The 21,112-nt window shown below is 34.3% G+C and carries 17 protein-coding genes, 1 tRNA gene and 1 pseudogene; 11 read left to right on the top strand and 8 right to left on the bottom strand.

Annotation, left to right across the window (positions count from 1 at the left end; translation table 11 throughout):
• Positions 1-2,181 precede the first annotated feature (2,181 nt).
• On the bottom strand, positions 2,182-2,727 hold the full coding sequence (locus tag RGRSB_RS08075; protein WP_119260604.1) for an alpha/beta hydrolase: 546 nt from the start codon (positions 2,725-2,727) through the stop codon (positions 2,182-2,184).
• Between the two features lie 731 nt (positions 2,728-3,458).
• On the opposite strand from RGRSB_RS08075, the pseudogene psaB reads away from it, so the two are divergent.
• From psaB to panB, 3 genes and pseudogenes are all read left to right on the top strand, one after another.
• A pseudogene (gene psaB, locus RGRSB_RS10780) lies at positions 3,459-4,107 on the top strand (photosystem I core protein PsaB); the annotation flags it as partial.
• Between the two features lie 177 nt (positions 4,108-4,284).
• Positions 4,285-4,971: a magnesium protoporphyrin IX methyltransferase gene (gene bchM, locus RGRSB_RS08065; RefSeq protein ID WP_119260603.1), complete on the top strand. Its 687-nt coding sequence runs from the start codon at positions 4,285-4,287 to the stop codon at positions 4,969-4,971.
• A 41-nt stretch (positions 4,972-5,012) separates the two neighbouring features.
• Positions 5,013-5,786 (top strand): 3-methyl-2-oxobutanoate hydroxymethyltransferase, encoded by a 774-nt coding sequence (gene panB / locus RGRSB_RS08060; RefSeq protein WP_119260602.1) that lies wholly within the window; start codon positions 5,013-5,015, stop codon positions 5,784-5,786.
• On the opposite strand, the gene RGRSB_RS08055 is transcribed toward panB, so the two are convergent.
• Positions 5,783-6,598: a Cof-type HAD-IIB family hydrolase gene (locus RGRSB_RS08055; protein WP_119260601.1), complete on the bottom strand. Its 816-nt coding sequence runs from the start codon at positions 6,596-6,598 to the stop codon at positions 5,783-5,785. The genes panB and RGRSB_RS08055 overlap by 4 nt on opposite strands.
• Before the next feature lie 150 nt (positions 6,599-6,748).
• Positions 6,749-6,859, bottom strand: a complete 111-nt coding sequence (locus tag RGRSB_RS08050; protein ID WP_084220210.1) for a delta-aminolevulinic acid dehydratase — start codon at positions 6,857-6,859, stop codon at positions 6,749-6,751.
• Between the two features lie 1,631 nt (positions 6,860-8,490).
• Between RGRSB_RS08050 and nuoH the strand changes: the two genes are divergently transcribed.
• The 4 genes from nuoH to nuoK all read left to right on the top strand — a co-directional run bounded on the left by nuoH (position 8,491) and on the right by nuoK (position 11,300).
• Positions 8,491-9,609, top strand: a complete 1,119-nt coding sequence (nuoH, locus tag RGRSB_RS08045) for an NADH-quinone oxidoreductase subunit NuoH (protein WP_119260600.1) — start codon at positions 8,491-8,493, stop codon at positions 9,607-9,609.
• Positions 9,610-9,647: 38 nt separating this feature from the next.
• On the top strand, positions 9,648-10,229 hold the full coding sequence (gene ndhI / locus RGRSB_RS08040; protein ID WP_119260599.1) for an NAD(P)H-quinone oxidoreductase subunit I: 582 nt from the start codon (positions 9,648-9,650) through the stop codon (positions 10,227-10,229).
• 101 nt (positions 10,230-10,330) lie between these two features.
• Positions 10,331-10,957 (top strand): NADH-quinone oxidoreductase subunit J, encoded by a 627-nt coding sequence (locus RGRSB_RS08035; RefSeq protein WP_119260598.1) that lies wholly within the window; start codon positions 10,331-10,333, stop codon positions 10,955-10,957.
• Positions 10,958-10,988: 31 nt separating this feature from the next.
• On the top strand, positions 10,989-11,300 hold the full coding sequence (gene nuoK / locus RGRSB_RS08030; protein WP_119260597.1) for an NADH-quinone oxidoreductase subunit NuoK: 312 nt from the start codon (positions 10,989-10,991) through the stop codon (positions 11,298-11,300).
• Between the two features lie 9 nt (positions 11,301-11,309).
• Here nuoK and RGRSB_RS08025 read toward each other — a convergent pair whose 3' ends face one another.
• Positions 11,310-11,894: a metal-binding protein gene (locus tag RGRSB_RS08025; protein WP_119260596.1), complete on the bottom strand. Its 585-nt coding sequence runs from the start codon at positions 11,892-11,894 to the stop codon at positions 11,310-11,312.
• A 64-nt stretch (positions 11,895-11,958) separates the two neighbouring features.
• Here RGRSB_RS08025 and RGRSB_RS08020 point away from each other — a divergent pair.
• A tRNA-Val gene (locus RGRSB_RS08020) sits at positions 11,959-12,030 on the top strand.
• A gap of 769 nt (positions 12,031-12,799) precedes the next feature.
• Here RGRSB_RS08020 and RGRSB_RS10980 read toward each other — a convergent pair.
• The 3 genes from RGRSB_RS10980 to RGRSB_RS10970 form a co-directional block, all read right to left on the bottom strand.
• Positions 12,800-13,039: an aldehyde dehydrogenase family protein gene (locus tag RGRSB_RS10980; RefSeq protein WP_338063333.1), complete on the bottom strand. Its 240-nt coding sequence runs from the start codon at positions 13,037-13,039 to the stop codon at positions 12,800-12,802.
• A gap of 285 nt (positions 13,040-13,324) precedes the next feature.
• Positions 13,325-13,438, bottom strand: coding sequence for an aldehyde dehydrogenase family protein (locus RGRSB_RS10975; protein WP_338063332.1), 114 nt, complete (start codon positions 13,436-13,438; stop codon positions 13,325-13,327).
• 245 nt (positions 13,439-13,683) lie between these two features.
• Positions 13,684-14,037: an aldehyde dehydrogenase family protein gene (locus tag RGRSB_RS10970; RefSeq protein WP_338063331.1), complete on the bottom strand. Its 354-nt coding sequence runs from the start codon at positions 14,035-14,037 to the stop codon at positions 13,684-13,686.
• Between the two features lie 276 nt (positions 14,038-14,313).
• Here RGRSB_RS10970 and RGRSB_RS08010 point away from each other — a divergent pair, with 276 nt between their 5' ends.
• From RGRSB_RS08010 to RGRSB_RS08000, 3 genes are all read left to right on the top strand, one after another.
• Positions 14,314-14,604 carry a YggT family protein gene (locus tag RGRSB_RS08010; RefSeq protein WP_119260595.1) on the top strand — a complete coding sequence of 97 codons (291 nt, stop codon included), beginning with the start codon at positions 14,314-14,316 and terminating at the stop codon, positions 14,602-14,604.
• Between the two features lie 132 nt (positions 14,605-14,736).
• Positions 14,737-16,734: an ABC1 kinase family protein gene (locus RGRSB_RS08005; RefSeq protein ID WP_119260594.1), complete on the top strand. Its 1,998-nt coding sequence runs from the start codon at positions 14,737-14,739 to the stop codon at positions 16,732-16,734.
• Positions 16,735-18,435: 1,701 nt separating this feature from the next.
• Positions 18,436-19,182 carry a TIGR00297 family protein gene (locus tag RGRSB_RS08000; protein WP_119260593.1) on the top strand — a complete coding sequence of 249 codons (747 nt, stop codon included), beginning with the start codon at positions 18,436-18,438 and terminating at the stop codon, positions 19,180-19,182.
• Between the two features lie 431 nt (positions 19,183-19,613).
• On the opposite strand, the gene RGRSB_RS07995 is transcribed toward RGRSB_RS08000, so the two are convergent.
• Entirely contained in the window at positions 19,614-20,714 is a 1,101-nt protein-coding gene (locus RGRSB_RS07995; protein WP_119260592.1) for an NAD(P)/FAD-dependent oxidoreductase, read from the bottom strand.
• Positions 20,715-21,112 lie beyond the last annotated feature (398 nt).

Genomic DNA, 21,112 nt, shown 5'->3' with positions numbered 1-21,112 from the left:
AACTAGTTAATTTAATTTTAAGTAAGGGCAACCATAGATTATGCTTGTGATTTTTAGTACAAAATAATACGGATGTTTATCTGTTCGCAGGTCGACCGAGTCGACAGTTTCACTTGGTGAAGTATAAGTAGCAATACTAATACCAACGGTAAATGTACTCTCATCTTGTCCTATTTTAGGGGTTTAGATGTAACCACGGTTCATATGTTAACAGCTTGTAAAGCTATTTATGTATTGTTTTTAGGCACAATAACTGTGAATTATTTTATTCTAAATTTTACTAAACAATCAACTATTTGTAAAAAGGTTATGTCACCATTCAACAATTTAACTATTTAACAATTTAACTATTTAACTAGACTTGAACATCTTTGGACAGCTACGTCTATATACTCTAAGATCTTAGTCTCTAGTATATTTTTTTATTGTTCAATAGATGCTTATATTTTTGTTGGATAAATTAGTATTCAGTTGAATTAAATAGATTAACTTAAATCAGTTTAATTTCTAAAAAACACTTTTTAAAAAGTGAGCATAAGATACCAGCCTACACACAAGTTTGGCTACCAGAATTATAAGAATAAGAACCATTATTTACTTATAGTCTACAACTAGATTCAATAAAAGAGGAATAACATTCAATAAAAAAATCAGAAAATTACTACAATAATATTAATTACTTAAATATAAAAGTTTATATTTAAGTAATTAATATAGAGGTTTATTTTTTTGTGTTCATTTATAGCTACCTATTTAATTTTAAAAGAGCAGAAATTTAGTTGTTACTAAAAAATATTTAAATAAGCAAACAAATTGATATAATTATCAATATAATAGCTAAATTATTAATATAAATAATTTTAACTTTTCTAGACTAGCTATGGTAAACTTTTAATAAATAAAGACTAAAATTATCATTAACTACTAATTTATAGTACTCGGACTAGAAAAGCTATAATTTCTAGTTTTTTTACGTATAAAATAGCATAGATACAAATGATTAGACACTAAGAGTGTCTAATCTAAGGTTAACTTGTTTGACCTGGAAATACTTACTAAAAACAGATTATAGTAGCTATTTATAGCAATTTATATCAATTACTACTATTAATTTTTTAATGAATTTATGCCTTTTCGATTAAATAATTTTAAATTTTGTAATTTTTCTCTACCATCAGCAATAATCTGATTGTTGTTATCGATTGAGATAGTATTAACCCTTGAAGTGAGTAAATCCTTATTGAGTGATTCGTTAATTTTATTTAATCTAAGAGAAACATAAACAATTCCAACAAGCTATTCCTTATAACCCCCAAAGATAAGTACTTTAATGCTACCGTGGGGAATGTCATCAGCGCTATCACAGTAAACTCCCGTCATTTTGTAATAGCGCTAATGAGTGCGTGTTTTACTATTTGAGAACCTAATTAAATTTTTTTTCATAAAAAGAAATCTTTTATGGTTAACCTGAGGATAAGCTTGAATCGCATTTCCCCGACTATCGATGATGTTAACATACTAAAAATCGTAAATAAATATCTATTTTATGAATTTAATTTTAGTTTTTAATTAAAATAAATTGATAGCAGTATATCTTATTAGTTATAATTGGAAACTTTGGAGTAACTGCACATAAAATTAATATTAAATTTTGGATAGTAACAATTTATAATCTTGTTTTAATTTCGCATTTAAACTATTATTTGAACATAATCAACCATGTTTGTAAACTAGAAACAAGTAAAATTTAACCGTAAAATATTCCAACTAATAAAGACCCGATCAATATTCAATACAAGCTATTGAGTATAACCAAATTAGGACAACGGTGCACTAACAAAGCAACAAAAATCGTTTCTTTCGTAAAGATGATAATAGCGTAGAGATGTTCTCACAACAAATTAAATACAGATACTACCGATGAATACTACAATGGGTTAAAAAAAACTCCAATCGTAAAGTACAATCCAAATGGCGACTGTCTTTAGTAGAAAATCTATCTCTAAAAAAGTGGCAGCTTAAACAATTGCCTAAAAATTCTACTGAGTATCGTCTAGCTAACGCACATTTGGAGTTTCTTCTGTTTATTTTTAGACGTCAATTATTTCTTTTAAAGACTAAGATAACTAATTTGTTAAATAGTAAACTCCATTTATCATTACTAGTATGAAAATTGTTAAGTTAAAAGGGAAGATGTGGGATATGACTTACTACTGAATCAATTTGTTGATAAATATCAGCTAGGTGATCGCCATCTACATGAATTTCAGAAGTGGGGTAATTTTCTAAGATTTCGATCACCCGAATATTACTATCAGAGAGTGCAGAAGTTACTAAAGCCCCTCTTAATGATTCCCGATCAGCTCGTCTTGAGGGAGTATGGATTACTTGGCTAACTTTATCTAATACGAAATCTCCAGCAAAACTTTTCAGAATTTTGGACAAAAATACAGGGTCGACATTCACATTCTGATTGAGAATACGGCGTAAATCTTCAGGTTGTTTATTTGCCATTTTGAGATAAGAATTTAGGGAAGAAGAGATTTCCCCTGTTTTAGCTAAGGTACTCAACTCAGAAATATAGACTGACTCTCGTAAAATGCTATATTCTAATATAATTTTATTAGCTGCTTTGACTGACGAAGCAGCATAAAGTGCTCCAAAATTTCCTAAGATTAAGTTTAAGCTTAACCGATAGACTAGACTAAGTTTTACGAACTGTTTCATCACTATCAATTAAATTCAATAATTTTCAATATATATTTTACACTAGGTAAAAAGAAGAAAAATTTAGAAGTACATTGATACTTCTTATTTCAGTGAGATGTTAAGTTTCCCTTCGTCCTTGACTTTTAATATTCTTTATGTAGAATCCCCAGTCGTAGTCATTTCCTTCAATGGAATATCATAAGGAGTTTAGCAAAACTTATTATTTGTTTAGTAAAAAAAACATAGCTTATCTAACTAAGTCTCTTAATTTAGCCTCCACCGTTACAGTATATCAAGACTTTATCCTAACCAATAATTATATGAGACTTTTAGTCCAACGTAGATTATCAGAAAGGTGACTAGGTTTCCTACTGTTTGACTTATTTCACGACGATGTTTCCCATTCCCGAGTACATGAGTATAGATTATAGATTTACACTCTATAAAGAAACAGCTAATCTATTAGCTTGCTTTTCTAAAAAATACAAAAACCAAACCAGCTTAATGTCTCTAAAGATAAAGTCTAATTGACAGAATAATCTCACTAGATCATAATTATACCATTATTAAATGTTCTCTCTATTGTGTTTATTTTTCAAAAAAAAAGATCATTACTGTTTATGAATTTAAACCGAAAATGTGCCTAGTTCTTAACTAGGCACATTTTAATCTTTTTTAAGCATCTCTAACAGATTGGAGGGTGACCACGTATTATAAACTATTACTTATAGTATTTTTATACTAAAGATATAGGTCATAGCATTGAAGAGATTCTCAACACCCATCATCCCCCAAAGGAACTTCTTTTGGTAGTGTGCTAAGTGTTGTTCAAAAAGAGCTATACGACATCATTAATAACTTTTTTCACTTCTAACTAGGTTTAATGTTGACAAGTTTAAGGGTTATCATTTCTTTGTAGCACGACATAATATATGCTTACCATCTTATGCTTTTATCTCTAAAGGACTATACTACCTAAGCTGTTTTTTATAGCCATTACCAGTACATCGCTGGGTTCTTACATAGTTGGGACGTTTGCTAATGATGCTATTTTCTTTGTTCGTAACTACGATCCTGAAGCTAACAAAGATGACGTATTGTCTTGGATGTTGTGACACAAAGAGGTCTTGATCTCTCATTTGAGTTAAGTGTTTTTATTGCTTGGGTTTCACATCTTAGGTCTATACGTTCACAACAATTTAGTGGTTGCTTTCGTTACTACTGAAAAGCGAATCTTACATTGAACCTGTGTTTGCTCAGTTTATTAAAACAGCTTCTGGCAAAGTACTGTATGGCTTTGATGTTTTACTGTCTAATCCTGATAGCTTAGCTTTTACCGGTGCATCCTACTTACCTGGTTGGTTAGACGCTATTAACAGTGACAATAATTTTTTTATATGTGGGGGCGGATATTGGTGAAGAATCTGAATCGGACAAAAAATTAGGAGAAACTCAATCGAGATTTTAAGGGTTAATTTTAACTTTGTTAAATAGTGAATAGTAAAAGCAGTTTATACCCGCGCTTACCAGTACAATAAGAAGTTGTCTTCGATAATTTCCGATTATCTGACACCCATGAACACTATCAACGATAAAGCAATTGTTAAAGACTATTTCAGTGCTACTGGGTTTGACCGTTGGAGCAAGATTTATGGGGATGGAGAGGTGAATAAAGTTCAAAAGGACATTCGTCGCGGACATCAGAAAACCATTGATACTGTGGTAGACTGGCTAAAGGCTGAAGAAAATATCAGCGGTTTGTCTATTTGTGACGCGGGGTGTGGTGTGGGGAGTTTAAGCATTCCCTTAGCTCGGACAGGGGCTAGAATCCTTGCAAGTGATATTTCCCCGAAAATGGTAGAAGAAGCCACCCGAAGAGCCCAAAAATCCCTGGAAGATGTCAGCAATGTTGTCTTTACGGTTCAAGATTTAGAAGGATTGTCGGGTCAATATCAAACAGTCATTTGTATTGATGTCTTGATTCATTATCCCACCGAAGATGCAGCTAAAATGATTGCCCATCTCGCCTCGTTGGCAAAGTCTCGTCTAATTCTTAGCTTTGCTCCTAAAAACCTTTGTCTAACTATCCTCAAAAAGATTGGCGAATTTTTTCCAGGGCCTAGTAAAACTACTCGTGCTTATCAACATAGAGAAAAGGATGTCATTGCCATTCTAAAAGACAATGGTCTAAGAGTTCAACGCGAAGCCATGACCAGTACCCGTTTTTATTACTCTCGAATTCTAGAGACGACCCGAAGTTAATTCCTCGATCTTACTTAACTTTTAACTTATATTTGTTTATTATGGCCATTACCCTTCAATGCCTTATTGAGGCCAAACGGCAAGGCCGTCTCTTAACTGTCCTAACTGCTTGGGATTACGCCATTGCTCGACTTCTGGACATAGCAGGGGTTGACATTATTTTAGTAGGGGACTCCCTTGCAATGGTGGCCTTGGGACATAAAACTACATTACCCCTTACCCTTGAGGAGATGTTACACCATGGAGGGGCAGTGAAGCGTGGAGTAAAACGGGCTTTCGTAGTGTGTGATTTGCCCTTTTTGAGTTATCAAGAAAGTATTAGCCAAGCTATTCACACAGCGGGGCGAGTATTGAAAGAAACAGAAGTTCAAGCTGTAAAACTCGAAGGAGGACACCCAGCCGCGGTAGAAACAGTTGCTCAATTGACGGCTATTGGTATTCCAGTGATGGGTCATGTGGGGTTAACTCCCCAATCGGTGCATCGCTTAGGATATCGTCAACAAGGACAAACTGAAACTGATGAAAAACGAATTATCTCAGAAGCGATCGCCCTATCAGAAGCGGGGGCATTTGCAGTTGTTCTTGAGCATATTCCGTCTAATTTAGCAAAGATTATTACTAGCAAACTTCCTATACCAACTATCGGTATTGGCGCGGGATCTGACTGTGATGGTCAAGTGTTAGTTACTGCTGATTTACTGGGACTATCAGAAAAAAAACCTCCTTTTGCTAAATCCTATACCAATTTACGGCAGATTATTACTGAGGCAGTAAAAGAGTTTTCTAGGGAAGTACGCGATGGGGAATTTCCCTAATTTAATAAGAATTTTTTAATTGCAATAGCAACTCCATTTTGTTCTACAGTAGGAGCTACCCATTTAGCCATCTTCTGCACTTCTATAGGGGCATTCCCCATAGCTACCCCTAACCCTACATATTCTAACATTTCAGCATCATTGAAGTTATCCCCAATAGCCATTATTTGGCTGGCTTCAAATCCCAACAGTTTCTCAGCCACAAAACGAGTAGCATAACCCTTACTTGCTTGAGGATGGGTAGCTTCAAAGTAAATTTCAGTAGACTGGGTTAAATAAAGTTGATCACGGGAGTAAACTTTTTGTAAATCTCGGAGAATTGTATTTATTAACTGAGGTTGACCAATAGCTAAAATCTTCGTGGTTGGTGAATCAAGAATATCTCGTAAGTCTCCTACTACCAAAGGTTCTACACCTGATCGCTGTTGATAAGCTCGGGTACGAGGAGTAACCTTACGCACGTATAAACAGTCTTCAATATAGCAGTGAAGCTCGATTTCTTGGTTCCACTGAGGTCGCTCGAAATATTCCAACAGTTGTAGAGCGACGGCTGTAGACACGGGAAAATGCTTATAACGAGCCCCTGTTATGGGACACTGAACCCATGCACCATTGTAGGCGATTATCGGTAATTTGGAACCGATAGCCTGATGAAAACGCAACGCAGAATGATACATACGACCTGTGGCTATAGCAACCTGAACCCCGTTAGCTTGAACTTTAGAGATCGCTTGTTTAACTGGCTCAGTAACCTCATTTGATTCACCTGCAATTGTTCCATCAATATCTAGCATTAATAAGCGAATATTCACAAATTATTCCCAGTTAATTCTTGTTTTCTGAAAGAAGATTTTGTTTGGAGAGTCGACATAACCATTGCAAGGTAATCTATGGATTGTTCATAGATTAATAACAATTGAACTAAACCAAGATTAATATTCTATCAACCTTGACTGTAGCTGTCAGTCCATTTTAAAGGCAAACCAAACCGCCCATAAGACAATAGACAGGAATACCAATGTCCCGACGGTAATAGCGAAGGTGTGAAAAGCATCAGAGTCAATAAGGGTCATCTTGAAAAGCTTAGGGGTGTTTTGGGTTAGACGATCCAAAAGGGCATCTCAAGCTATTGTGTAGATACCTTGTATTGCTTATTATGATACCCGTTGTCTTAACTATATTTCTCAAGTTACTTATTTTCTCTAGTTTTGATCGATTGTTTAAGTTCTTCCTAACTCAACTTGCAAGGTTAGTACAGTAAAATTACCCATGGGGAAGGTTTGAGAAGAGATGGTATAATTACGTCTAAATTGCTGTATTTTATATACTCCATGTGATAAAACTCAGATAGATAGAGTGAGTTGTTTGGTTTTCCCAAAATATTTGAGTCCTCCCTAATCCAGATATAGTCTTTAACCGAATATTCCCAAATACCTAAAATTGCGTAATCTTCGACGTTTTTACGATCATAACCATTTTGCCAATCACCACTGAAAATTTTATCAAACTGTCTGAAGTTAAAATCAACTGGTCAGATAGTCAGACCGAAGCGGTTCTCGACTAAGTTGACCTCTATATGAGGTCATAATTAAGTTTGCAGAACTAAAATCAGTTTCATAAGTGTAACAAGGTTATTCTAGCATGTTTATGTTTAACAAACTCTTCAACTGCAACGTCGCCACTTGTCTTTATTTCTTTCCAGAAACATCTCTTAAAAGTTAAATTTACTTTCTTTTAAAAATATCTATATTGTGTTAACTAAATCTTTTAGAGATTCTAATATCTAACGCTTACTCTTTTTTAACTACTCTTATATTTTACACTTATTTTAAGTTTACCTACTTAGACTATCTTAATTTATCAAGTCCTATCTTGGTTAATTTCACTGTGTTTTTTTAAAAAAAATAAATAACGACCTAGGCACAAAGTGAATAAAAACGGCACACTAAACAATTCTTCTTTTGCAAAAACTATTTTAAAATATCTCAGGAATGTATGTTTTTCATACCATCGTTGTAGACCAATAAAATCTTTGTATAATTTCCTAATCTCTTCAGATTCTAATGTAGTTTTTTATATTCTGTTATTTTACTCATTGAAACTCATGATATCAGTATCCTACTATAGGTATTGATGATTTATTTGTATTTTCATAATAAATTTAAATTTATAAATTTTGTCATCACTGTAGCAATGAACTATAGAGCCATGATATTCTTTTTTGAGATTGTATAAATTCTGTAATATCGTGAGTTGGAATGTCGATGTGTGCTTTATTAGATTCAACAGCGCGCAGCAATTTTGCTTTACATTTCCCATTTCTATGGGTTCTAGACAGTAAATATCCAGTCAACTTAGAATCTTGAACATACGTGATTTCTCGACTAGGAAATTTTACAGCTGTTATTTTTACTGCAGGTAGAATGATTAAATCACCGTTGTTATAGATATTGCAGGTCTACAGATTTTCATTTAGTTTACTTTAAATTTTGAGTAAGCATTAAATAACAAGCTCCCCATCCTATTCAGTCTATGACAACTATAAGTAGAAGTTGTTATAAAATTCCCGAAGCTATATTACAGACAGCGATATACTAGGCAATGGTATTAGAGAAAATCTTGACAGAATAACCAGCAAACAAAGACCATCAGATACGTAAAGTATCAATCAATAGACCTAAACCTACAACTTGTATCAATCAAGATGAACACAGGAATCGACCTACAAGGCAGTTTTATTCAATCTCTCAAACAAATGGGACTTTCTGATGGGCTCGCCAAAGCCTTTTGGATTCCCTTACCCTCATTTTTAATGATTATTGTAGCTACCGTCGGCGTATTGGTAGTGGTATGGTTAGAACGAAAAATCTCTGCCGCAGCCCAACAACGTATCGGACCTGAATATGCAGGACCTTTAGGGGTTCTTCAACCTGTGGCTGATGGCATCAAATTGGTATTTAAAGAAGACATCATCCCTGCTAAAGCAGACCCCTTGTTATTTACCCTAGGTCCAGTGCTAGTGGTACTTCCAGTGTTTGTTTCTTACCTAATTGTTCCCTTTGGACAAAATTTGGTGATTACAGACCTAAATGTAGGGATTTTTCTCTGGATTGCTTTAGCCAGTATTGCTCCCATTGGCTTACTAATGTCGGGATATGCTTCTAATAACAAATATTCCCTTCTTGGGGGATTAAGAGCAGCAGCGCAGTCCATTAGTTATGAAATCCCCTTGGCTTTATCTGTCTTAGCAGTTGTCATGATATCCAATAGTCTTAGCACTATTGATATTGTGCAGCAACAGTCAGGATATGGCATTTTAGGTTGGAATATTTGGCGGCAACCTGTAGGATTTATTATCTTTTGGATTGCGGCGTTGGCTGAATGTGAAAGACTTCCTTTTGACCTTCCTGAAGCAGAAGAGGAAATTGTTGCAGGGTATCAGACTGAATATTCAGGGATGAAGTTTGGTTTATTCTATGTAGGCTCATACGTTAACTTAGTGTTGTCGGCTTTGGTTTTTGCCATCCTTTACTTAGGGGGGTGGGAATTTCCAGTCCCTCTTGAGAAACTAGCAGGTTGGATTGGAGTAAACGAAACAAATTCCTGGTTACAGGTGATTACCGCTTCCTTGGGAATCATGATGACCGTACTTAAAGCCTATTTCTTGATTTTCCTCGCTGTTTTAATACGGTGGACAGTTCCCCGGGTTCGTATTGACCAATTATTGGATTTAGGGTGGAAATTCTTACTTCCTGTTTCTTTGGTTAACCTTTTATTAACGGCAGCCCTAAAACTTATCTTTCCTGTCGCTTTTGGCGGCTAATCTCTTTTTTTTTGTTAAGAACTCACTAATCAAGTGTTATGTTTAACCTACTCAAACAAGTCAGCGATTACGCTAAAGGGAGTGTTGAGGCGGCTAGATATATTGGTCAAGGGCTATCTGTTACCTTTGACCATATGCGTCGCCGTCCAGTTACAGTACAATACCCCTATGAAAAACTTATTCCCTCAGAACGATTCCGGGGAAGGATTCACTTTGAATTTGATAAGTGTATTGCCTGTGAAGTCTGTGTTCGGGTATGTCCAATTAACCTCCCGGTAGTAGATTGGGAATTTAACAAAACTGTTAAGAAGAAAGAACTCAAACACTACAGTATCGATTTTGGGGTTTGTATTTTTTGCGGTAATTGTGTTGAATATTGTCCTTCCAATTGCCTATCCATGACGGAAGAATATGAACTAGCGACCTATGACCGTCACGAACTCAATTATGATAATGTTGCCCTCGGACGGTTGCCTTATAAAGTAACCCAAGATTCAATGGTAACTCCCTTACGAGAGTTAGGATATCTACCTAAAGGGGTATTTGACCCTCATGATTTACCATCAGGAAGTCAACGAGCAGGAAAACTTCCTGAAGAAATTGTAAAAGAGAGCGAGTAAAACAATTGATAGTTAATAGTACCAAAATAGCACTATTAACTATTAACTATTAACTATTAACTATTAACTAAACTGAACCAAATTAAGGAGAATTAACAGTAGTGAATTTAGCGGAAGGCGTTCAAATTGTTTCCTTTGCTATTTTAGCAACAATGGTTATTGGGACATCTCTAGGAGTTGTTTTACTATCAAATATTGTTTACTCCGCCTTTTTATTGGGAGGAGTTTTCATCAGTATTTCTGGCATTTATATTCTGCTAAATGCTGATTTTGTGGCGGTGGCTCAAATCTTAATTTATGTTGGGGCTATTAATGTCTTAATTTTGTTTGCGATTATGTTGGTTAACAAGCAAGAAAACTTTTCTACTTTGCCCAGATATTGGATTCGTAAAGGCTTAACTGCTTTAGTTTGTGGGGGAATCTTTATCTTATTAACAACCATGATTTTTGTTACTCCATGGTCAATTAATCCCCCTTCTTCTCAGGTTATTGATAATACAATTATCGAGATTGGTAAGCATTTCTTTAGTGATTTTTTGCTTCCTTTTGAATTGGCATCTGTGTTACTTTTGATTGCGATGGTAGGGGCAATTGTTCTAGCTCGTCGTGATATAATCCCAGAATCCTTAGCCTCTCAAGAAGAAATTGAGACAGCCCTAGAATTACTCGAACGTCCTAGTGAATTAGAAGCCCGAGAACTAGCCTTATCTAAAGGAAGTAAACAGTAAATTAGTCATCAGTCATCTTTCAAGAAAAATTATGCAACTACAATTAGAATTTTGCTTACTATTGGCTGCTTCTTTATTCTGTATTGGCATTTATGGTGTAGTGACTAGTCGCAATGCAGTTCGCGTTTTAATGTCCATTGAATTATTACTCAATGCAGTTAATTTGAACCTTATGGGATTTTCAAATTTCTCCGATTCTGTGGAAATTAAAGGTCAAGTTTTTACGGTATTTGTGATTACTGTTGCGGCTGCTGAAGCAGCTGTTGGGTTAGCGATTGTTTTGGCTATCTATCGTAATCGTGACACCATTGATATGGAACAGTTTAATCTTCTCAAATGGTAAAAACTTATCTTATTTGACCTTAGATTTTCCCGAACTAGATGAACGTCTCCGTCGGGAATTTTTTTTGTTTTTGGTTTGCTTTTGCGTTTGCCTCTGATATTTTTTTATCGCTGATCTGACGTAATCACTAATGGTGTGACTCATCGCCCCTAATTCTAATCCTACTCCCAAGAAGATAACTTCTTGGGAATATCTAGTGGTCATTAGTTGTATGACCTTGTGGATAAACTGTTGCAAACTCCAGTCAAACCTCCAAATTAACTGAACAATCACTACTCCAATTATGGCTACCAATATTAAGATGGTAAAAAGATACAACAAACGTAAAATGGTCCCAATCAGAAATCCGTGAGAGAATAGGGAACGATGTTTTATGAGATATCGGTAAGGAAGCCACATCCCTCGAATAATTCCCCACCTTTTGTATTGAATCGAGTGAATATCAAGATCAGGACCAAACATTAATCCACTAAAGAGATAAGATCCCGCGATTAATAATGTCAGTCTTTTATCACTACTGAAAAAATAGGTAAATCCAACCAGTAGAGGTAAACTCCAAAACGTAATATGATCATGGGTACGGCCAGAAGGCATAAAAAAATCTATTCTTGTTGTTGAATCGTCAAAAGATATGTTATCATCCCATAAGAGTAAATTGGGGCGATTAGCTCAGCGGTAGAGCTCCTGCCTTACAAGCAGGCTGCCACTGGTTCAAATCCAGTATCGCCCATTCCTTTAACTGGTGAGACTCTTTACTGGAAGAGAAAAATCTTTAAAACACATGATGTACTCCTAATATTGTCTGGACGGGTTATCTACAAACTTCGAGCAGCAACTCACTGGTTTGTTTTTAGGTTGAGTAATGAGACGGTGAAAATTGTAACTGAGACTTGGTAAATTCGTCGTTTTTACAAAAGTAAAAGCAGAGTTGGAAAGGATATAAACAAATAAACTATCAATAAGTTCTAGACATTTATTACATTCCCTAATTTGTTGAAAAGTCCTGATGGCTTATCGGACACGCTTATGGAACACACAAGGACAGCCAACTCCCTCTGTTAAAACAAGAATAAAGCAGTAAACTGTCTGAATTTATATAAATTTCATTAAGCGAATTATTAAATCTAGAAAAGGGGGATAAATCGTCAATTACCTGCTGAAATTATTTTATATAAGTGCATTTAACTCGGCTTGTTTTATTTACTTTGATCTACTCAAAAACCTATTAGGTAAAAAATTCCTGTTAAGCTGATTATGCGATGGGGAAGTGTGAATATCTAGATTAAACTTTCATTTCTAATCTTGACTCATATCTTGGCGCTTTAATTTTAGAATTTTCCTTGAAAACTTAACTTTTGTTAGTATTAATGACGACTTAATGACGACCAGTAACAACATGCTTAATTTGATTGAGCTTTTTAGAGTTGTAAGGAGTATAACACCCGGGAAAATCGAACCAGAAAGATTTCTTGAGAAGATCCCTCTTGTATGATAGCTACTCATACCACTTTTTCCGATGCCGCTAAAGGGAAGCCCCAAACTCCAAACCGTACTACCGCATCATTGAAGTAGACTCTTCCAGAGGAAGTTGAGTTCAAAATCTGTTTTTGCTTTTGCTGATTTTGAGGGAAAAAGTAGAGGACTAAGGGTTTAGATTGTTTATTTATCCAAGTAATAGCCTCTTCGAAACTTCCATATTCTAGGACTAGCAAAATAAGACCAAAGATTTCCTCCTCCATAATGGGATCATGTCAAATCATTTCGTCTAGAACAGTAGGATCAATACAACAACAAGGTCATGGTGTCCCCTAATCACCGTTTTTCCAGTCTCTAGAAAAGCGGATAGACGCAAAAAATATCTTTTATTAACAATCTGTCAATAATCAAGGCTAATAGTAGGATTATCCCCATAAAATTCCTTAATAAATTTTTTAAGTTGCTTTAAAAGAGTTGGTTGAATATCACGGTTTACCAATAAATAATTTGGAGTAATATTAGTTCTGGCTAGCGTTGATAAACTTGTCTTAGGCGATTCGCTTTGCAGCGCAATCTGCATTAATATTGTCATCGACAATACAGGGACTGTTGCCTCCTAATTCTAGGGTAACTGGTGTCATATATTTAGCGGACGCTTTCATAAACAATGCGTCCAACAAATGCTCCTTTAGTGAAAAATATGGTCAAATTTGTGGGCTAGTAGTTGTTTGTTAACCCTAATATCTCCCTCTATAACAGAGACATAATAAGAATCGAAGGCGAACTGAATCAGGTTAGCCACCACTTAGAAAGTGCAAGGAGCTTGTTCAAAAAGTTTGAGAATAGCACAGTTTCTAGCTGTGATCGCTCCCACTAGAGGAGAAATCATTAGTTAGAAAAGATAGTTTCAGGGACCGATAATTAACACAACTCCCATAGGTTCTAGTCGAACCCCAGCTAAAGCTAGGAATTGATCAAAAGAGGTGGGCACCTGTTGAGGTTTAATCCAAAATTTCAGGTTTTGAAGAGCTAGATTAATCTTTCCCGGAGTTATAATTTCAAAATAGGACTCAAATTCAGGTCGGACAAAATCATCTTTAGTAACTTCAACAATTGCCTCTTGATGATCAATGATTCCTTGTTTTAAATTTTCCAGTTGTGTCAGACGAAAGTTTACTGATTTCGTCTGGCAAGTTCCCAACAATGCCCTTTGCTGTTCGATTATATCCTCAATTGGAATTGTTGTTGCCTGAATGGTCATTAACTTTTTTTCAGAAAAAGCAATTCAACTTTATCAATTTATAGTACTACTTGACTGACACGACTAAAAAAGTTGATCTGCATAAGATATCATGAGAAAGTTAAGCTTTCTTATGATATCTCTGGTTAAGTTCAATAAAAATGGGTGACTTAGAAAAAGTAAGATATAATCTGTACATGCTAGCGTCTATCTTTTTAGCCAAATTATATTCAGTTAGAGAATAGTCCTGAAAGCTAATATTTAAATAATTCAAAGTACAAACTATAATTTGTGACTATGAATATTACCATCATAAGTTGGGTGTTAGGCATATTTTTTGCTTTAATGACCTTTTTATTCATCATAAGAATCATTCTAACTTGGTATCCTCAAGTAGAATTGAATCATTTTCTTTGGACATTAATTATTTATCCTACAGAACCGTTATTAGCTCCTATTCGTAAGGTGATTCCTCCCTTGGGTGGTGTGGATATTAGCCCGATTATTTGGGTAGGGATTTTTAGTTTTTTACGAGAAATTTTACTAGGACAGCAAGGATTAATTACGATGACTTTACAAACTCATTAGACAAATAGTATTTTGCGTGTATTAGGCGACTAAAAGCTCTGATTTTAAATGGTTTCTCTAGTTCAGTTAGACCAACAAAACTCATTACAATAGTTTACAAAAATTTTTTTACGTCACTAGTCTATTGCTCCTATGCCTGAATTTACTGTATCACCAGTTGTTGAGTCTCCAGATTTGATTCCCATTGAAGCCCAACCCATTCATATTCCCCAAAATCATGGTGAAGATTTAGGTCCCATTAGCGATTTTTCCCCTGAAAGTTGGAGTTACCACCCAGAGAGCATTGAGGAGTATTACAGTAAACGTTTTTTAGCAGTTTTACATCGGTTGATTAGTATTGCTTCACAATCTTCCTGGTTTTTTTTAGGTTTATGGTGGGATAAATTAAGAGGGATCAACCCTAAAGATAATCGCAAACGGGCAATTCAGTTGAGGGAAATACTGACCAGATTAGGACCTGCTTATATTAAGATTGGACAGGCTTTGTCAACACGTCCTGATTTAATTCCCCCCAATTATCTTGATGAATTAACCTCTTTACAAGATCACATTCCTTCTTTCCCTAATGAGGTCGCCTACCGTTTTATTGAAGAAGAATTAGGGGAATCTCCCGAAGTGATTTACGCAGAAATTTCTTCCAAACCCTTGGCGGCAGCTTCCTTAGGACAAGTGTATAAAGGAAAATTAAAAAATGGAGAAAAAGTAGCTATAAAGGTACAGCGTCCTGATTTGATTCGACGCATAACATTAGATATTTATCTAATGCGAAATCTAGCAAGTTTGGCACAGCAAGCATTCAAATTTATTCGTTCAGATTTGGTTTCTATTACAGACGAATTAGCCAGTCGTATTTTTGAAGAAATTAATTACATTCAAGAAGGAAAAAATGCTGAAAAATTTGCCGAATTTTATGGACATTTACCTGAAATTTATGTACCTAAAATTTACTGGAAATATACGGGAAGACGCGTTTTAACCATGGAATGGATAGAAGGAACGAAGTTAACTGATATTCAAAAAGTTCAAGCAAAAGGAATTAATGCAACTCATCTGGTAGAAGTCGGGGTTCAATGTTCTTTGCGTCAGTTATTAGAACATGGTTTCTTCCATGCTGATCCTCATCCAGGGAACTTATTAGCTATGGATAATGGGCAGTTAGCTTATCTAGATTTTGGTATGATGAGTCACATCAAGCCCTATCAACGTTATGGTCTAATTGAGGCAGTTGTCCACCTAGTTAATCGTGATTTTGAATCATTGGCTTATGATTATGTGAAGCTAGATTTTCTCCAACCCGATACAGATTTATCTCCAATTATTCCAGCTTTAAGTCAAGTTTTTGGTAATGCTTTGGGAGCAAGTGTTGCTGAGTTAAACTTCAAGAGTATTACTGATCAGATGTCTGCAATGATGTACGAGTTTCCTTTTCGTGTTCCTGCTTATTATGCTTTGATTATTCGATCAATGGTAACATTAGAAGGAATTGCAATTGGCATTGATCCTAACTTTAAAGTCCTCAGCAAAGCTTATCCTTATGTTGCAAAACGACTCCTGACTGATCCATCTCAAGAATTACGAACTTCTCTCAAAAACTTATTATTTCAAAATGGAAGTTTCCGATGGAATCGTTTGGAAAATTTGTTGAGAAATGCTAAAGATTCTCAGGACTATGATTTTGATAAAGTTCTCGAGCAAGCTACTGAGTTTATCTTCTCTGAACGAGGATTATTTATTCGGGAACATCTCATTGATGAAGTAATTCATACTATCGATTTATTGGGTCGTCAAACCTGGTTTACTGCTTCTACAATAGTGAGAAAACAAGTAGGTTTAGCCGTTCGAGAAACTCCTTCAGACTTAAGCAACAATGCTCAGACAACAGAACATCTAAAAAATATTTTACAGATCCTTCAGGACACCCCAGGATTTGATCCCATACACCTAGTTCCCATAGCTACAAAACTATTAGTTAAACCAGAGATTCAACAGATGGGACGAGAAATTGTTGAAGGGTTAATGCAAAAAGCAGTTGCTCGTCTAATTCGTAATTTGCTTCTAGAGTTGGATAAACCTCAAGACAGGAAAAATCCTGTATCTTCAACTAAAAAATCTTTACCTGCAGCCTCTTAGAGAATCTTGGTTAAATAAATTTCTAAAATAACTGCCTGATGTGTTTAGTTGATTTAACGCACTTCGGTTGTTTGTTGGGACTAAATTTAGGTATGAAACTTGATTTTTTTTTCATATAAATAACTGAAAATTTGGAGTAGCAGATTCGCTAGAGTCATAACTTATACTAAATTCTGCTATAAAAACTCAGTTATAATAAGAGGGAAACAATCTAAATTATAAAGCTAAATAAGTGAGGATTCTGTAGAGTTGAGAAGATAGTATTTACCTTTAAAAGTATCTTAGGGACAGATTCTCGAAAATAGTATAGTCCTTACAGCAATAAATCTAATTAAATAGAAGAATAAATAGTTAATACCTCAAAAATAAGGATTTTAAATCAAGAGAAGAAAAAAATCTCTATTAATTGATAAACTACTTAAAAAACTAGCTCACTAGTTAAAATTAAGTCCAGTGCATAGGTGAATATAGAAAAGACTGAAAGTAGCTCGTTAGATAGACAAAGAAAATTGTGTTAAAAAAGTTTGGGACCAAAAAGGATGAGATTACTTGAAAGAGCTTAGCCATTCTTGTTAAAGTCTGAGAGTACAACATAGAAAGAGAGAACCTCTTAAAAAGAGAAAGATTTATTGAACATTAACTTTAAAAAATATGAAAACTAGAAAAAAGATATTTATAAACTGAGATAGGTATGTGTTTCTATGCACTTAGAGTAGGATTGAAACCAATCAGAAAAAAAAGTATGGAGTCTCGGAAAAGAGCAATTGCTATGAGAAGCGGGGCTATAAATGGTCGATCATACGTCTATGAATTTGTCAAACTACTAAAAAGGGCAACTTTATGAAATAAAATTCTAAGAGGGAATATAAAATGGCTGAATTTAGTTTATGAGTTTTGATTTAATGAGTATTTTTAAATAATTGATACAATGTAAAAAGTATTGCTTAATCATTACAATATTCTCAGTTAAAGCAAAAAAATAATTAACAATTAAACTTATTATTTTTGGCTAAATTTTCTGTGATCTTTTAGAAGAGCATGTCTATAGTATTTAGTATAATAAGTTCTATTTTTTAATTAAAAATATTTTTTTCTCGTTAGTAAATTATCTTTATTTCCTATAAATAGTTTCCAATATAAGCTAACTCTAATTAGCTAAATTCTAATAACGCTTTCATTAAATAAGATATAGTCTTTGTTTTATTACTACTATCACAATATAGTCGATGTTTTGCCACAATATTTATTAAGTAATCAGGCGATAGAAACTTTTTTAAAAATGAAAATTTTAAAATTAAAGTAACTTAATTTTTTAAAAATAAACAATAATTTATACTATTATTGTTTATTAAAAATATGGAAAATATTTTTCAATTAATTATCCTGACTTAACTACTAAATTAGAACTTAAACCTAATAATAAGGTAGAATCTCTATAGGGATCCCTAAAAGCAATCTCTCAAATAGAAAATCTAGGTCATCAAAAACTGTAGCAATTTGGGACAACTCCTTTAATTCAAGTGAGTACTGTGCCGGAGGGTATTAAAAATAAAAAATGCAAATCAGAGAAGGTCATTAAAATATTCTAATCTTACTTTCTATTCAGACTGAAGCTGCTTATGAAAAAGCTTTATCAGCAAAAAAAAGCAAAATTAGATTATGTTAAACTAATTAACTATTAATTATTAACTCTCAATTAAAATGGAAATTACAAACCCTTGGTTCATTGCTAATGGTCTAAATTCATTTTTAATCGTTATCGCCTTCATTGTACCTAAAAAATTATTAACTACTGCTGGATACCTCCATGCTTGGATATTAGGGATTTTGGTTTGGGGAACACTCGGATGGCAAGGTTACACCATCGTTATGTTTTACTTCTTAATGGGTTCAGCAGTAACCCGCATCGGAATATCAGAAAAAGAAGCAGCAGGGATTGCTGAAAACCGTTCAGGAATGCGTGGTCCAGAAAATGTTTGGGGGTCAGCATTAATAGCTATACTTTGTGCCTTGATGACTTTATTTTCTGATTCTTCTTGGCAACAATTATTGATTTTAGGATATGTTGCTAGTTTTAGTACTAAACTTTCTGATACAACTGCCTCTGAAGTAGGAAAAGCTTATGGAAGAAGTACATTTTTAATCACTACCCTAAAACCTGTACCACGAGGAACTGAGGGGGCTGTCAGTTTTGAGGGAACTTTGGCAGGAATGATTGCTTCTGGGGTAATTGCTTTATTAGCTTGGAGTATTGGCTTAATTAATCTAGCGGGGGTGTTTGTGTGTATTTTCTCTGCTTTTATTGCTACTAATTTAGAAAGTTTAATTGGGGCAACTTTACAGGAAAAATTAGACTGGATGACTAATGAAATTGTTAATATTTTTAATACTTTTATTGGAGCGTTTATCGCTATCTTTGTCACTTGGGGGTGGACTCAGTTTATTTAATGTGTGATCATGAGTATTATTTATAGTATTCAACTTGTTTCACCTATACTTTTGATAATGATAAAACCGGTTATACTAGATTGATTAGTCTAAATTACTAACCCAATATTATAACAATAAAGTTCTATTTTTGAAATTATTGAATATCACAGAATTTTCCAAGTTCATCAAGTAGGAAACAAAATTAATTAATACAATAATTCTTTAATTTTTCTTTAAAATATTTTTACTTAAAAATATAGAATATAATTGTATAATTCTAGTTAATTTGTAAATAAAAATAGTAAATTATAGACCTTTTCTCAACCATCGATAATGATTCCAATCATAGACGTTCTTAAGGTAAGTTTTTTTTAAATAAAGATTTAAAAAATTAAATATTTCTCTCTTTCTATTCGCTTCTTTTAAAGGGTTAGTTTTACATGACAGCTTCAGCTAAACCAATATTCTCGAATAGCTAATGCAGTTGCTGGTGCTAATAAAACCCCATTACGATAATGCCCCGTAGCTAATAAAACATTGTTATATTGAGGTAATCTTCGAATAATCGGAGCAGGTTCGCCTTGGGGACGAGGACGTTTCCCAAACCAAGTTTTTATTACTTTAGCATCTTGTAAAGTAGGACAAAAACTAATCGCTTGTTGTTTGACTTTTTCTAATAATTCTGGATGTGAAATCATCTCCCCCATTCTGTCAGGGAACTCTACCGTTGCACCGATCCAATATTCCCCATTTCCTAATGGAACAATGTGAACATCGTTCCCTGTGATTACCGGTTGAAAGTTTTTATTTCCTGACAGTTTATTCAACTTAATTTGTAATGCTTGACCTAAAACAGGTCGAATGTCTAGAGGTTGACTAGACGTAATGGTCAGAGGAGTTGATCCCAACCCAGCAGCTATAACTAACTCATCAATTCTTAAATTATCTTCTGTAGTTTGAATTTCATAACATTGGCGTATATTTGAGTCTTTTAAGGTATCATAAATAATATTTTTAACCTCAATTCCAAACTTACAGTCAACCCCATTTATAGAAGCTCCTTTAACTAAAGCTTCCGTTAATTTTTGGGGATTAACTTGTAAATCTTGGGGGGAATAAATTCCACCAATAATCCTGTGATTATCAATCTGGGGACATTTTCTCTTTAGAGTTTCTTGATCCCAGATTTCTAAATCATAGCCTTGAGACTGACGAATTTCTATTAGGTTCTCCCATTCTCCTATCGGTTCTTCTGCAAACCTTAACATCAAAATTCCTTGATGGTTAACAGGAATACTTTGTTTGGTGAGAATTTCCAATTCGGGAATTAGAGTTTTGTAGCGTTCTAGACTAGTTTGACGAAGTTTCCAGCCTCTTCCCTTTGTTTTACGGCTAATAATCCCCATTAAAACCCCTAATGCTGCTCCCGTAGAACCTGAAGCAGGGATTTGTTTATCAATTAAGGTAATTCTTAACCCTTTAACTAAACTCAATTCATAAGCAATTGCTGCTCCGATAACACCTGCTCCAATAATAGCTATATGAATCATTTTTACTCAAAAATAAGGGATGAAATTAAAATGTAAATGGTATAAAAAAGTAATTAATATGTCAACGATTAAAATGATTAAAAATGGATAACCTACTACTGTTAACTATTAATTAACTTAACTAAATTGAAGAATCAGATATAAGAAGGTATCAAAGTCCCAAACAGCCTGATAGTTTTAGTTGTAAACGGCTAATCTATTGAGATTTCTAGCCGCTGCATTGATCTGTTCAAAATGATTAAATAACTTCTTAACTAAATTAGAAGTTATCTTTTGGTCCTTGGGCAGCAGAGAATAGTGTAAATTATTCATCTGTTGCCCAAGTGTGCTTTAAGATTCATTAATTTAAGCTTTAAACTTTAAGGTTAACATTTTTTCCACACTTCTGCAATCAGTCC

This window comes from cyanobacterium endosymbiont of Rhopalodia gibberula (genome assembly GCF_003574135.1).
GTDB lineage: Bacteria > Cyanobacteriota > Cyanobacteriia > Cyanobacteriales > Microcystaceae > Rippkaea.
Note: the sequence above shows the minus strand (reverse complement) of the source record. Positions and strands in the feature narration are given on the sequence as shown.